Here is a 14110-nt window from a genome sequence, read left to right as displayed (position 1 = left end):
AAGAGGCGATGCGTCTTCTTATACCATCAGTTCCTTCTTAACATAAAAATACATGAGTGTCGTAGCAATCACAGCGACGAGAAACCCTGCCCATACAAAGGGGAAAAAAGCGGACCAGCCTGTAAAAAAACCAAATAAGAAGCAAATTGGAAGTGTTAGAATGAAGGTTGCTTTTTTAACAGCATAACTCGTTTCTTCATATCCGGGATTGGGATAAAGTTTAAAGTACAAATGGTTTTTCATTTCATCCCAACTTCCGCGGATGAAATGAATGATACTAAAGGTAGAAAGAAGTAACACAATCCACTTGATCCAAAATGGTGCAACGACGATACCAACGACAAAGCAAACAACAAGCTGAAAGAGTGTAAGTAATTTCGACTTATTTCGAATCACAAATTTAATGAAGGTTTCCGTAATGATATTTGAATTCGTACTATTTTTGAATATCTTAGCAGACTCGGAGAAGAGAATGAACGGTTCTTTGTTTGCGCGAAAATTTTTCTCGACCCTATATCCGCTAGCTTTAATGAAGGAAGTTGCTAGTACTAATTGGCGTTGTCCTTCTCTCACGCAATCAGCTTGAAAGCTCCACGTCAAATTTAGAAGAACATTGAATAAAAATCGTGCAGCAACTCCGTTTATAATAATTAAAAACCATTGTACGAAATAAGGACTGATCAAAAACAGCTGAAAAACAACGAAAAATGTAATGAGCGAAGCCATGTTGATAAAATATAATCGCCACCGTTTAAACCAGATAGAAAAGAGTTGTCGGATGAATTGAATATTAATTCTAAATAATGAAGTGAAGAGAGTAAATGTGAAAACGGTGCTTAAACTCGTATCATCGTATGTCCTCCAGAGAGGATATAGTGCAGCAGCTAGAATCAAGATAAGTCCTATCGAAAAGATCATGGAGTAGATCATTCCGTGCCTCATAAGAGCTTGAACCCACTGTTTTTCCTGCCTAAGAAATAGTAGATCGCCTTCTTTAATAAACAATCGGACGGAACCTATTAAACATATGTAAAAGAAAATATACCGTGTATATTGAAGAGGGAAAGCTTCTATCCAGGGTGCTTGATCGGTCCAGATCGAGTAGTACTGGTAGCATATAAAAATAACGAACGGTACGATGAAATATAAAGCGATGATCCAATCTACAGCTGATTTCCATACTTCATAATGGTAGTTCCACTCTCTTTTTAGACGTTGTTGAAATAACTGTTTTGGAGTCATCGCTTTTCATTCTCCATAAAATAGTAAAAACAATCCATTACTAACTGCTCGAACTTCATCAAGTGTCCCAGCCGCGATTAATTCTCCTTGATTGACTAACAAAAAGCGATCACAAATTTTTTCTGCCGTATCTAGCACATGAGTAGACATAAGGATAGCTGCACCTCGCTGACGTTCCTCATCTATAATGGATAAAAAGTCTTTGATGGCTTTTGGATCCAAGCCGATGAATGGTTCATCAACAATATAAAGGCTTGGTTTAATTAAGATAGCAACTATGATCATCAGTTTCTGCTGCATTCCTTTTGAAAAAGAACCAGGAAAGTGATGCTTAACATGTTCCAATCTAAAAAGGCTAATTAATTGTTCGGCGCGTTGATAAAAATTAGCGTCTTCTATGTTGTTAACGGCTTTTGCCAGTTCGATATGTTCCCATAACGTGAACTCTTCACAATAAACGGGGTGCTCAGGTATATACGCATAGCGATTATTGCCGGCGATGTTAATTTCTCCATCAACTTCTTCAAGAATCCCTAAAATAGTTTTAATAATTGTACTTTTTCCTGCTCCATTTGGTCCGATTAATCCGACTAATTCACCTTGTTGCAATTGGAAGTGAATATTTTTAATCGTTTTTTTGTTGTCGGAGTAGCCGGCATGATGTAAATCAACACAGAGTATTTCCATAACATCACCTTCCGTATAAGATTCTCTCTTAATCTAGTATTAGTATATACGTATAAATAGTCTTTTTTGTTTCAACGTATATATCTTTATATTTTTTTACTTTCGTACCTTTATAAGAATCAATTCTTTCAATGTTTAGAAGACAGCATTTTATAGAATACTATTTTCAGTGACTGTAAAGTCCAAATACTGGTAATATCGCCTTTGTTTTAGGGACTCTATTGGTAAAATCCTCTTATGAATCGACGAAATCCGAACAATAAATACAAAAAACAATAAAATGTTCGAATCGATGTTGACGAGGTATACGAGTAATTGTTATGATTAGGATAAGAAAAAAATACGTTACCTCATATAATATTGGGAATTCGGCCCAGAAGTTTCTACCTACTGACCTTAATCAGTGGACTATGAGGGAGATGGACACAAATTTACGCGATACATGGCGGGTGTTGGAAGGAAGTTATTTTATACTTTCGGAAAACCTGGCTTGCTTTTGTATCGCTCAAATTTATTGTGCGATTTTCTACCATTGCGCAATATCCAACGTGTCTTATTGTCCCTCTTTGTTTGGATGATAAGATGCGTTTTTTTATTATCCTGACATCTTAAGGGGACAATTTCTCTCTTTGGCGCCACAGATGTGACAAATACTTTATAATTGAATAAGGAATACTGGTTAGTAGTTAAAAATCGAGGAGGTCAATATTGTATGACAGTTAAAGTTGGAGTAATTATGGGTTCGACATCGGATTGGACAACGATGGAAAATACGGTGGAAACCTTAAAAGAACTAGGTGTTCCGTTTGAGACAAAAGTTGTCTCCGCTCACCGAACCCCGGATCTTATGTTTGAGTATGCAGAAACTGCTCGCGGAAGAGGACTTGAAGTCATTATCGCTGGTGCAGGCGGGGCAGCCCACTTGCCAGGAATGGTAGCAGCGAAAACAACGATTCCGGTTATCGGAGTTCCTGTACAAACAAAAGCATTGAATGGAATGGACTCCTTGCTTTCGATCGTGCAGATGCCTGCTGGAGTGCCAGTGGCAACCGTTGCTATTGGAAAAGCAGGTGCGATAAACGCTGCACTTTTAGCTGCTCAACAGCTCTCTGTTCATGATGAAGAAATTAGAGATAGATTAGAAAAACGGCGTGAGAAAAAACGTGACGAAGTTTTGCAAGAAGGAGCGTTATCATGAGAAATAAATGGATTGAACCAGGGAAAACAATTGGGATTCTAGGTGGGGGACAACTCGGAAGAATGATGGCTCTTTCAGCCCGGGAGATGGGCTATCGAGTGGCGGTTCTTGATCCTACCCCTGACTCTCCGTGTGGACAAGTCGCAGATGAACAAATCATTGGAAAGTATGATGATTTGGCTGCCGCTGAGAAGCTTGCTGAAATTTGCGATGTTCTTACGTATGAATTTGAAAATATTGACTCAGAAACAGCGAAATGGCTAGAAGAGAATATGTATTTACCTCAAGGAAGTAATCTTTTATCAATCACGCAGGACAGAATTCATGAAAAAAAAGCCATAAAATCATTTAACATTCCAGTCGTTCGTTATCGTGCTTTGGAAACAGCGAGTGAACTTCAGCAAGCAAGAGAAGCATTGGGCTTACCTGCTGTGTTGAAAACGACACGCGGAGGATATGATGGCAAGGGTCAACGGATCATTCGTTCAAATAATGAATTACCAGCGGCCTGGTCAGAAATGGAAGGAAGCGGACCATTTATTTTAGAAGCCTGGGTCCCATTCGAGCATGAAATTTCAGTGATAGTGACAAGAAGTGTGAATGGAGAAATGACGACATTTCCTGTTGCCGAAAACATACACGTCAAAAATGCATTACATCAATCTATTGTTCCTGCGCGTATTTCGCCCGATGTGGAAAAACAGGCAATAGAGATAGCCACACAATTAGCTGAATCATTCGATTTGATTGGTACATTGGCTGTCGAGATGTTTGTCGATGACGACGAAAGAATTTATGTGAATGAGCTAGCGCCAAGACCTCATAATTCTGGTCATTATTCGATTAACTCATGTGAAACGTCACAGTTTGAACAGCACATAAGAGCAATTTGCGGCTGGCCATTAGGGAAGACTACGCTTTTGAAACCAAGTATTATGGTCAATATTTTAGGCGAACACGTAGATGGTGTCATAGAAAACCTTGAAAGTTTACCTGAAAATCACTTGCATATGTATGGTAAAAAAGAAGCGCGAACTGGAAGGAAAATGGGTCACATCACATTTTTAACAGATGATTTAGAAAAAACACTTGAGGCAATTGATGAATCTTCCATTTGGAAACAGGAGGAAGAAACAGAAGAAACAGAAGAAACAATAGGAGGAACCGAGGAATGATTGAACGCTATTCACGCCCAGAAATGAGTGCAATTTGGACAGATAATAACCGATTTCAAGCTTGGCTGGAAGTAGAAATTCTCGCGTGTGAAGCGTGGGCTGAGCTTGGAGATATCCCTAAAGCGGATGTTGCAAAAATCCGTGAAAGTGCGTCTTTTGACGTAGAACGGATCTTCGAGATCGAAGCAGAAACTCGTCACGATGTCGTTGCATTTACTCGTGCAGTTTCAGAAACGCTTGGAGACGAAAGAAAATGGGTTCATTATGGATTAACTTCTACAGATGTTGTAGACACTGCGTTATCTTATTTATTAAAACAAGCAAATGACATTATTGAACGAGATATTTTGAATTTTATAGAAATCTTGAAAAACAAAGCGATCGAACACAAGATGACGGTAATGATGGGGCGTACACATGGTGTACATGCTGAACCAACCACGTTTGGATTGAAGTTGGCGCTTTGGTATGAAGAAATGAAACGGAACCTGGAACGTTTTCGTCAGGCGAGCGAAATGGTTCGTGTTGGTAAACTGTCAGGTGCTGTAGGAACATATGCGAACATTGATCCATCCGTTGAAAAATACGTTTGTGAGGGATTAGGATTAGAAGCTTCTCGTATTTCCACTCAAACTTTGCAACGTGATCGCCACGCACAGTATATTGCAACGATTGCTCTTATAGGATCTTCCATTGAAAAAATGGCAGTAGAAATTCGTAATTTACAAAAGAGTGAAGTGAGAGAAGTAGAAGAATTCTTCTCTAAAGGGCAAAAAGGATCTTCGGCTATGCCGCATAAACGTAATCCAATCGGCTCTGAAAATATGACTGGACTAGCTCGTGTGCTAAGAGGACATGTAATGACTGCTTATGAAAATGTGGCACTGTGGCACGAAAGAGATATTTCTCATTCTTCGGCGGAGCGAGTGATCCTGCCAGACGCAACAATTGCTTTGAATTACATGTTGAATCGATTCGGCAATATTGTTAAAAACTTAACGGTTTTCCCGGAAAATATGAAGCGTAATATGACAGCAACTTACGGATTAATATATTCTCAACGAGTGCTTTTATCACTAATTGATAAAGGACTAGCTCGTGAAGAAGCTTATGACATTGTGCAGCCTAAAGCAATGGAAGCATGGGAAACTGCGGTTCAATTCCGCGAACTGGTTGATGCAGACGAGCAGATTACGGCTCATCTCTCATCAGAGGAATTAGATGATTGCTTTGATTATCATCACCATTTAAAGCATGTAGATACGATTTTTGACAGATTAGGACTCGTTAAATAAGAGAGGAAGGGTGTAAAAACCCTCCTCTGTCATAATTTCAATAGTACCAATATTTCGAAAATACACGGCAGGAGGCGACCTTCAATTGGAAAAGCGAGGCTGTTTGTACGAAGGAAAAGCGAAGCGGATTTATGAAACGGATAAGCCTGAGGTTCTATGGGTAGAGTACAAGGATGACGCCACAGCATTTAATGGTGTTAAGAAGGATGTTTTAACAGGTAAGGGACGTCTGAATAATGAGATCAGCTCCGTTATTTTTTCTTTGCTGGCGAAAGAAGGTATCAAGAGTCATTTTATCGAGCGTCTCTCGGAAACAGAGCAGTTGATTCGTAAAGTGACAATTATTCCGATCGAGGTTGTCGTTCGTAACATTGCAGCTGGTAGTCTTGTAAAACGTCTGGGGCTTACACGTGGACAACGTTTCGATCAGCCGATTGTCGAGTTTTATTATAAAGACGATGAGCTGGGAGATCCGCTAATGAACGAGGAGCATATTCGTGTGATGGGACTTGCTACAGAAGATGAGGTCGCTTCTTTGAAAGAGAAAGCACAAGAAGTCAATGAACATTTAATAAAGTTATTTAAAAAAATTGATGTAGATTTAGTCGACTTTAAATTAGAGTTTGGAAGAGAGATTTCAGGCAAAGTATTGTTAGCAGACGAAATTTCACCTGATACATGCCGATTATGGGATTCTAAAACAGGAGATTCATTTGATAAGGATTTATTCCGCTTTGGGCAAGGAAACTTGCAGGAAGGTTATGAAACTATTTTAGCTCGTTTAGGAGGAAAATCATGATGATTTTTGAAGTGAAGGTAACTGTTACATTAAAAGAGGGTGTTTTGGATCCTCAAGGATCAGCTGTTCAAAATTCTTTGCACCAGCTAGGTTTTGATACTGTGGAAGGTGTTCGCATCGGGAAAATTATGAATCTTCGTATCGAAGCAACCAAGGATAGTATTGATGACCAAGTGAAAGAAATGTGTAACAAGCTTCTAGCTAACCCGGTTATTGAGGATTATCGCTATGAAATAGAGGAGGTTGTCTCCTCATGAAATTTGCGGTAATCGTATTTCCGGGCTCCAACGGTGATTTAGATATGTTTCATGCAATTAAGGATGAACTTGGCGAAGATGTCTCTTATGTGTGGCACGATGAGACAAGCTTAGACGGATTTGATGCCATTCTCCTTCCCGGGGGTTTCTCCTATGGGGATTACCTTCGCGCAGGAGCCATTGCCCGATTTTCGCCAATCATGAAGGCTGTGGAAGAAGCTGCAGCTGCAGGAAAACCAGTTTTAGGTGTTTGTAATGGATTTCAAGTTCTGCTAGAAGCAGGTTTACTTCCAGGTGCGATGCGTAAAAATGCTAAATTGAAATTTATCTGTAAGCCTGTAGCACTCAAGGTGAAAAATAGCGAGACAATGTTTTCGATGGCATATGAACAAGGTTCTGTGATCACTATTCCTGTTGCGCATGGTGACGGAAATTATTATTGTGATCAAGAAACACTTGCTTCTTTGGAAAAGAACAATCAGATTGTGTTTACTTACGAGAGCGAATTGAACGGCTCGATAAATGATATCGCGGGTATTACCAATGAAAAAGGCAACGTTCTTGGGATGATGCCTCACCCCGAGCGAGCAGTAGACAGCTTTTTAGGTTCAGAAGACGGATTAAAGCTTTTTAAATCAATCGTAAAGCATTGGAGGGATCAGCATGCAACTACTTCATGAACCATCGCCTGCGATGATTAAAGAACAGAAAGTTTATCAGGAAATGGGCGTAAGCGATAAAGAATTCCAAATGGTGGAGGATATTCTAGGGAGATTGCCTAACTATACGGAATTAGGACTATTTTCTGTTATGTGGTCTGAACACTGCAGCTATAAAAATTCGAAAGTTCTCTTAAGTAAATTCCCGACTACCGGTGAAAAGGTACTGCAAGGACCTGGTGAAGGTGCTGGAATCATTGATATTGGTGATGAACAGGCCGTTGTTTTTAAAATAGAAAGTCATAATCATCCTTCCGCAATTGAACCGTATGAAGGTGCTGCCACTGGAGTTGGCGGAATTATCCGTGACATTTTCTCCATGGGGGCTCGTCCTGTAGCGTTACTTAATTCGCTGCGTTTCGGTGAATTAAAGAATCCTAGAGTGAAATATATTTTTGAAGGTGTCGTGTCTGGAATTGCCGGATACGGTAACTGTATCGGAATTCCAACAGTTGGCGGAGAAATTCAATTCGATCCTTGTTATGAGGGGAATCCGCTTGTTAATGCTATGTGCGTCGGTTTAATTAATCATAAAGATATCCAAAAGGGGCAAGCAAAAGGTGTCGGAAATCCGGTGTTATATGTTGGTGCCAGTACTGGTAGAGACGGTATTCACGGTGCAACTTTTGCGTCCGAAGAGTTAAGTGCAGAATCGGAAGCAAAACGACCGGCGGTACAAGTTGGAGATCCATTTATGGAGAAATTATTGGTAGAAGCTTGTCTCGAAGCAACAAAACACCCTAAATTAGTCGGTATTCAAGACATGGGAGCAGCCGGGTTAGCCTCATCATCGGCTGAAATGGCAAGCAAGGCTGGATCAGGTATTGAGATGAATTTAGATAACGTACCTCAACGTGAAAAAGCAATGACAGCCTATGAAATGATGTTATCAGAATCTCAAGAGCGGATGCTTCTTGTAGTGGAAGATGGCAGTGAACAAGAATTTATTACCCTTTTTGAAAAGTGGGGGTTAATGGCAAATGTGGTTGGTCGAGTAACGGATGACCATCGTCTTAGACTTTTGCATAACGGAAACGTTGTAGCAGACGTACCGGTTGATGCGCTAGCAGAGGAAGCACCTGTTTACCATCAGCCATCCAAGGAACCAAGCTATTACCAGGAGTTTCAGAAGCAAAAGGATTATCGTCCAAATGTGACCGATTATTCTGAGACATTAATGAATTTACTGCAACAGCCCACGATTGCCAGTAAAGAATGGGTATATAACCAGTATGATTATATGGTAAGAACAAGTACAGTTGTTGCCCCTGGATCGGACGCGGCAGTTGTTCGAATCCGCGACACAGACAAGGCGTTAGCAATGACGACGGATTGTAATTCTCGTTATTTATATTTAGATCCGTATGTAGGCGGGAAGTTAGCTGTCGCTGAAGCTGCAAGAAATCTTGTTTGTTCGGGAGCAGAACCTCTCGGAGTAACAGATTGCTTGAATTACGGAAGTCCGGAAAAACCAGAAATTTTCTGGCAACTGGAACGATCTACGGATGGATTAAGTGAAGCATGTAAAGACTTGGAAACACCTGTTATTGGCGGGAATGTTTCTTTATATAATGAAACAGCAAAAGGGGCCATTTATCCAACTCCTGTTATTGGGATGGTCGGTTTAATCACAAGCCTCGATCATATTACGCGCCAGGCATTCCAAAAAGCTGGTGACCGTGTGTATGCATTAGGAGAAGCAAAACCAGAGTTTTCCGGGAGTGAATTGCAGAAGTTTACAGAAGGTAAAATTTTCGGTCCGGCTCCATCCATTGACTTGCAGGTAGAAAAAAATCGTCAGGATCAAGTTCTTGGTGCGATAAGAGCTGGCACGGTCCAATCTGCACACGATCTATCAGAAGGTGGATTTCTTCCAGCACTGGCTGAATGCGTGTTTGGTACCGACTTCGGTGCAGAAGTTACATTAGCTGGAAAAGATGTTCTTGCTGAGTTATTCAGTGAGTCTCCATCAAGATATATTCTGACCGTGTCAGAGGAAAATGCGGAAAAATTCGAAAAGTTAATACCGGAAGCGAAAGAGATTGGCGTTGTAACTAATGAGAAGCAAATTCTTGTAAAAAATCAACAAGGGGAAACTCTTGTAAACGAAAGCGTCCAGAAACTTGAGGACGCATGGAGAGGTGCTATTTCATGTTTGGTGAAATCAAAGGCTTAAACGAAGAATGTGGCGTGTTTGGAATTTGGGGTCATGTGGATGCAGCACAAATTACGTATTACGGCTTACACAGTCTTCAGCATCGTGGACAAGAAGGTGCTGGAATAGTCGTGACAGATCGGGAAAAGCTTTCGATTCACAAAGGAATGGGACTCGTTAATGACGTGTTTAACCAGGATATTTTAGATCGTTTAAAAGGAACCGGTGCGATTGGTCATACTAGATATACAACTGCAGGGGCAAGTGATTTCGTAAATTGTCAGCCGCTGCAATTTAATTCACAATCTGGAAGTCTTGCTTTGGCTCATAACGGTAATATTGTTAATGCGACAGCATTAAAGCATCAACTTGAGTACCAAGGAAGCATTTTCCAAACTACCTCAGATACTGAAGTCATCGCTCATTTAATGAAGCGAAGCGGGTATCCTGACTTAAAGGATTCGCTTAAAAATGCACTTACGATGGTTAAAGGAGCATATGCCTTAGTATGTCTCGTAGAGGATAAAATGTTTGTCGCTTTGGACCCCAACGGTCTTCGTCCATTATCCATTGGTAAATTGGGAGATGCTTATGTAGTTTCCTCAGAAACCTGTGCTTTCGATATCATTGGTGCGACATTTGAACGCGAAGTTCAACCAGGAGAATTAATTACTATTGATGACGACGGTCTTCACATCGACGTATTTTCTCCGTCAACAAAAAGAACAATTTGCTCGATGGAATATGTATACTTTGCACGACCGGACAGTGATGTTGAACAAATAAATGTGCATTACGCTCGTAAAAACCTTGGGAAGCAACTTGCCAAAGAAGCCCCTATTGAAGCTGATGTCGTCACAGGAGTTCCAGATTCCAGTATTTCTGCAGCAATTGGGTTTGCTGAGGAGACGGGAATTCCTTATGAGTTAGGACTTATTAAAAACCGTTATATTAATCGCACATTTATCCAGCCATCTCAGGCACTTCGAGAGCAGGGGGTAAAAATGAAGTTATCGGCTGTTCGAGGGGTAGTTGCCGGAAAACGTGTGGTAATGATTGATGATTCGATCGTACGTGGGACAACAAGCAGAAGAATTGTCGGTTTGCTGCGAGAAGCAGGAGCAACAGAGGTACATGTCCGAATCAGTTCCCCACCGATTATTAATCCTTGTTTTTATGGGATTGACACGTCTACAAAAGGTGAATTAATTGCCTCTGTCAAAACAACAGAAGAGATTCGGGAAGAAATGGGAGCAGACTCTCTCACTTATTTAAGTGTTGAGGGATTAAAAACTGGGATAGGAAGACCTGATACTACGGAAAACTGTGGACAGTGTCTCGCCTGTTTCACCGGTCAGTATCCGACAGAAATTTATCCGGAAACAGATCATCCTTACGATAAGGTACTAGGAGGAAAGTAAGCATGTCTAAAGCATACGAATCCGCAGGTGTAAATATTGAGGCAGGATATGAAGGTGTTCGACGTATGAAAAAGCATGTGGAGTCAACCTATCGTAAAGAGGTGATGGGTGGTCTAGGTGCTTTCGGTGGTCTATTTGATTTGTCGCAGTTAAATCTGAAGGAGCCCGTGCTCGTTTCAGGTACCGACGGAGTAGGGACAAAACTGATGATTGCCCAGGAAATAAATAAGCATGACACGATCGGTGTCGATGCTGTGGCGATGTGTGTCAACGACATTGTTGTTCAAGGGGCATCGCCTTTATTTTTCCTGGATTATTTAGCATTAGGAAAGAATGATCCCGAACAAGTCGAGCAAATTGTTGCGGGAATTGCGGAAGGGTGTCGACAATCGAATTGTGCTTTAATCGGTGGTGAAACGGCGGAAATGCCTGGATTATATGATGAAAAAGAATATGATGTTGCAGGTTTCGTAGTTGGTGCTGCTGAAAAAAGTCAACTTTGGGGACCGGACCGTGTTTCTGAAGGCGATGTTCTTATTGGATTGACCTCTAGTGGCGTTCACAGTAACGGATTTTCATTAGTACGAAAAATTGTTAAGGACGCAGGCTTTACTTGGGCTGATAAAATTGAGAACCTTGAAACGACATTAGGGGAGTTATTTATGACCCCGACGCGTATTTATGTAGAGGCGGTAAAACCTTTTCTTGGCACAGATCAGATACAGGCAGCTTCTCATATAACTGGTGGAGGTTTTGTCGAGAACATTCCACGTATGTTGCCGGAAGGACTTGGGGCTGAGGTTTCTCTTGGTGAATGGGAAGTGCCTTTTGTTTTCCATTGGTTAAAAGAAAAAGGAAACCTGACTAATGAAGACTTTCTTGAAACGTTTAATGTAGGGATCGGTTTTGTGATGGCTGTGAAGAAAGATAATTTGGACGGTGTGTTAAGTACACTTCGTGAGCAAGGAGAAACGCCTGTTCATTTAGGGCAGGTTGTTAAAGGGGAAGGAATCCAATTCAAGGGAGCGTTAAAACTATGAAAATTGCCGTGTTTGCATCAGGCAGTGGAAGTAACTTTCAATCAATCTTAGAAGCAGTTGAAAGTGAACTTGTTGATGCTTCGGTCGAGCTCTTAGTGTGTGATAAGCCAGGAGCTCTCGTAGAGAAAAGGGCTGAAAAAGCGGGAATTTCATTGTACTCCTTTTCACCAAAAACTTTTGCCTCAAAAGCAGCATTTGAGCAAGAAATTTTGGCTGAGCTTCAAGCAAAAGGGGTAGAACTCATCGTTTTAGCTGGTTATATGCGCTTAATTGGACCAACTCTTCTTGAGGCATATGGGGGAAGGATCGTCAATATTCATCCTTCTTTATTACCTTCATTTCCTGGATTAGATGCTATTGGACAAGCATTTGATGCGGGTGTTAAGGTATCAGGAGTAACGATTCACCTTGTCGATGAAGGAATGGATACAGGGCCTATTATCGCGCAGGAAGCTGTTCAGATAAATGAAACAGATACAAAAGAGGTTCTCCAGGGTAAGATTCAAAAAGTGGAGCATGAGTTATATCCAAAGACTCTTCAGCATGTGATCAGCCAATTACAAAGGAGCGTGAAATAAATGAAAAAGCGAGCATTAGTGAGCGTTTCAGATAAGCGAGGAATCGTTTCGTTTGTTCAGAAACTTGAAGAGATGGACGTAGAAGTAATATCGACTGGTGGAACAAAAAGAGAATTGGAAAAAGCAGGTGTGAATGTTATTGGAATCGAAGAGGTAACGGGGTTTCCTGAAATGATGGATGGCCGTGTAAAGACACTTCATCCAAACATTCATGGAGGGCTTCTTGGCGTGCGTAAAAACACAGAGCACATGGAGGCTTTAAAAGACCAAGGAATTGGTCTTATTGATTTTGTTATTGTAAATTTATATCCTTTCCAATCAACCATTGAAAACCCTGCATCTACGTTTGACGATGCGATCGAAAACATTGATATCGGCGGCCCGTCCATGATTCGTTCCGCTGCGAAAAATCACAACGATGTTGCCATTATCGTTGATGCAGAAGATTACGACGTTGTTTTACAAGAATTAAAAGATTCTAATGGAGAATTATCAGTGGAGCGTAAACGTAAGCTAGCAGCGAAAGCATTTCGACATACCGCGGCTTATGATGCATTAATCGGTGAATATTTAACAAAACAAGTAGGCGAAGAGGCACCCGAAAAACTAACGATTACATATAACCGCAAGCAAATGCTTCGCTACGGAGAAAATCCTCATCAACAAGCAGCTTTTTATGAACGACCATTAGGTAACCCAACATCAATTGCTCGTTCTACTCAGCTTCATGGGAAAGAGCTCTCTTACAACAATATTAACGACGCAGACGCAGCTCTTGCGGTGATTCGTGATTTTGAAGGACCGACAGTTGCTGCAATCAAGCATATGAACCCTTGTGGTGTCGGAATTGGCGCGACGATTTTTGACGCTTTTACCAAGGCTTACGAAGCTGACACAACCTCTATTTTTGGCGGTGTCATTGCTTGTAACCAAGAAGTTGATAAAGAAACAGCGCTAAAAATGAAGGAAATCTTTCTTGAAATTGTCATAGCTCCTAGTTTTTCTGAAGAGGCGCTAGCAGTATTAACGGAGAAGAAAAACATTCGTTTATTAACGGTTGATCTTGAGTCGAATCAACCTGTAGAACAACGTATTACCACTGTTTCAGGTGGCGCTTTAGTGCAGGAAACAGATACATTGAGCTATGAAGACGTGGAAGTAACGATTCCAACGACTCGAAAACCTTCGGATAGTGAGTTAGAGCAAATTAAAATGGCGTGGAAAGTTGTAAAACATGTGAAATCCAATGCGATTGTGTTAGCAAAAGCAGACCAGACTATCGGTGTCGGTGCTGGACAGATGAACCGTGTTGGAGCAGCAAAAATTGCTATTGAACAAGCAGGAGACAGAGCAAAAGACGCTGTCATGGCTTCGGATGCCTTTTTCCCAATGAGCGATACGGTTGAAGCAGCTGCGAAAGCGGGAATAAAAGCAATCATTCAGCCAGGTGGTTCAAAACGCGATCAGGAATCGATTGATATGGCGAATGAATATGGGATTACGATGGTGTTCACTGGCGTAAGACACTTTAAACATTAAGACAA

13 protein-coding genes and 1 riboswitch are annotated in these 14110 nt (G+C 41.0%); of the genes, 11 read left to right on the top strand and 2 right to left on the bottom strand.

Features of this window, described 5'->3' with window-relative positions; genetic code table 11:
* Nucleotides 1–18: 18 nt before the first annotated feature.
* Nucleotides 19–1242, bottom strand: a complete 1224-nt coding sequence (locus tag ACHABW_RS04625; RefSeq protein ID WP_435754266.1) for an ABC transporter permease — start codon at nt 1240–1242, stop codon at nt 19–21.
* A gap of 6 nt (nt 1243–1248) precedes the next feature.
* Nucleotides 1249–1929: an ABC transporter ATP-binding protein gene (locus ACHABW_RS04620; protein WP_435754265.1), complete on the bottom strand. Its 681-nt coding sequence runs from the start codon at nt 1927–1929 to the stop codon at nt 1249–1251.
* A gap of 330 nt (nt 1930–2259) precedes the next feature.
* Nucleotides 2260–2360, top strand: a riboswitch (purine riboswitch).
* 281 nt (nt 2361–2641) lie between these two features.
* Between ACHABW_RS04620 and purE the strand changes: the two genes are divergently transcribed.
* The 11 genes from purE (at nt 2642) to purH (ending at nt 14105) form a co-directional block, all read left to right on the top strand.
* Complete coding sequence (purE, locus tag ACHABW_RS04615) at nt 2642–3127, top strand: 5-(carboxyamino)imidazole ribonucleotide mutase (RefSeq protein ID WP_110937335.1); 486 nt, start codon at nt 2642–2644, stop codon at nt 3125–3127.
* Nucleotides 3124–4302 carry a 5-(carboxyamino)imidazole ribonucleotide synthase gene (purK, locus tag ACHABW_RS04610; protein ID WP_435754264.1) on the top strand — a complete coding sequence of 393 codons (1179 nt, stop codon included), beginning with the start codon at nt 3124–3126 and terminating at the stop codon, nt 4300–4302. The genes purE and purK overlap by 4 nt, the downstream gene beginning before the upstream one ends.
* Nucleotides 4299–5597: an adenylosuccinate lyase gene (gene purB, locus ACHABW_RS04605; protein ID WP_435754263.1), complete on the top strand. Its 1299-nt coding sequence runs from the start codon at nt 4299–4301 to the stop codon at nt 5595–5597. The genes purK and purB overlap by 4 nt, the downstream gene beginning before the upstream one ends.
* An 85-nt stretch (nt 5598–5682) precedes the next feature.
* Nucleotides 5683–6396, top strand: a complete 714-nt coding sequence (gene purC, locus ACHABW_RS04600) for a phosphoribosylaminoimidazolesuccinocarboxamide synthase (protein WP_435754262.1) — start codon at nt 5683–5685, stop codon at nt 6394–6396.
* A gap of 2 nt (nt 6397–6398) precedes the next feature.
* Complete coding sequence (gene purS / locus ACHABW_RS04595) at nt 6399–6653, top strand: phosphoribosylformylglycinamidine synthase subunit PurS (RefSeq protein ID WP_110937728.1); 255 nt, start codon at nt 6399–6401, stop codon at nt 6651–6653.
* Nucleotides 6650–7333, top strand: coding sequence for a phosphoribosylformylglycinamidine synthase subunit PurQ (gene purQ, locus ACHABW_RS04590; RefSeq protein ID WP_435754261.1), 684 nt, complete (start codon nt 6650–6652; stop codon nt 7331–7333). The genes purS and purQ overlap by 4 nt, the downstream gene beginning before the upstream one ends.
* Nucleotides 7317–9548, top strand: coding sequence for a phosphoribosylformylglycinamidine synthase subunit PurL (gene purL, locus ACHABW_RS04585; RefSeq protein WP_435754260.1), 2232 nt, complete (start codon nt 7317–7319; stop codon nt 9546–9548). The genes purQ and purL overlap by 17 nt, the downstream gene beginning before the upstream one ends.
* Nucleotides 9524–10948: an amidophosphoribosyltransferase gene (gene purF, locus ACHABW_RS04580; RefSeq protein WP_435754259.1), complete on the top strand. Its 1425-nt coding sequence runs from the start codon at nt 9524–9526 to the stop codon at nt 10946–10948. The genes purL and purF overlap by 25 nt, the downstream gene beginning before the upstream one ends.
* A gap of 2 nt (nt 10949–10950) precedes the next feature.
* On the top strand, nt 10951–11988 hold the full coding sequence (purM, locus tag ACHABW_RS04575; RefSeq protein ID WP_435754258.1) for a phosphoribosylformylglycinamidine cyclo-ligase: 1038 nt from the start codon (nt 10951–10953) through the stop codon (nt 11986–11988).
* Nucleotides 11985–12566 carry a phosphoribosylglycinamide formyltransferase gene (gene purN, locus ACHABW_RS04570; protein ID WP_435754257.1) on the top strand — a complete coding sequence of 194 codons (582 nt, stop codon included), beginning with the start codon at nt 11985–11987 and terminating at the stop codon, nt 12564–12566. The genes purM and purN overlap by 4 nt, the downstream gene beginning before the upstream one ends.
* Entirely contained in the window at nt 12567–14105 is a 1539-nt protein-coding gene (purH, locus tag ACHABW_RS04565; protein WP_435754256.1) for a bifunctional phosphoribosylaminoimidazolecarboxamide formyltransferase/IMP cyclohydrolase, read from the top strand.
* Nucleotides 14106–14110: the final 5 nt, after the last annotated feature.

Origin of the sequence: Salipaludibacillus sp. CF4.18, assembly GCF_051262595.1 — a bacterium.
Taxonomy (GTDB): domain Bacteria; phylum Bacillota; class Bacilli; order Bacillales; family Salisediminibacteriaceae; genus Salipaludibacillus; species Salipaludibacillus neizhouensis.
Note: the sequence above shows the minus strand (reverse complement) of the source record. Positions and strands in the feature narration are given on the sequence as shown.

What these genes read in the sequence shown, in the direction of transcription:
- ACHABW_RS04625 (WP_435754266.1), bottom strand. Translation starts at nt 1,242, where the DNA reads ATGACTCCAAAACAGTTATTTCAACAACGTCTAAAAAGAGAGTGGAAC.
- ACHABW_RS04620 (WP_435754265.1), bottom strand. Translation starts at nt 1,929, where the DNA reads ATGGAAATACTCTGTGTTGATTTACATCATGCCGGCTACTCCGACAAC.
- purE (WP_110937335.1), top strand. Translation starts at nt 2,642, where the DNA reads ATGACAGTTAAAGTTGGAGTAATTATGGGTTCGACATCGGATTGGACA.
- purK (WP_435754264.1), top strand. Translation starts at nt 3,124, where the DNA reads ATGAGAAATAAATGGATTGAACCAGGGAAAACAATTGGGATTCTAGGT.
- purB (WP_435754263.1), top strand. Translation starts at nt 4,299, where the DNA reads ATGATTGAACGCTATTCACGCCCAGAAATGAGTGCAATTTGGACAGAT.
- purQ (WP_435754261.1), top strand. Translation starts at nt 6,650, where the DNA reads ATGAAATTTGCGGTAATCGTATTTCCGGGCTCCAACGGTGATTTAGAT.
- purL (WP_435754260.1), top strand. Translation starts at nt 7,317, where the DNA reads ATGCAACTACTTCATGAACCATCGCCTGCGATGATTAAAGAACAGAAA.
- purF (WP_435754259.1), top strand. Translation starts at nt 9,524, where the DNA reads ATGTTTGGTGAAATCAAAGGCTTAAACGAAGAATGTGGCGTGTTTGGA.
- purM (WP_435754258.1), top strand. Translation starts at nt 10,951, where the DNA reads ATGTCTAAAGCATACGAATCCGCAGGTGTAAATATTGAGGCAGGATAT.
- purN (WP_435754257.1), top strand. Translation starts at nt 11,985, where the DNA reads ATGAAAATTGCCGTGTTTGCATCAGGCAGTGGAAGTAACTTTCAATCA.
- purH (WP_435754256.1), top strand. Translation starts at nt 12,567, where the DNA reads ATGAAAAAGCGAGCATTAGTGAGCGTTTCAGATAAGCGAGGAATCGTT.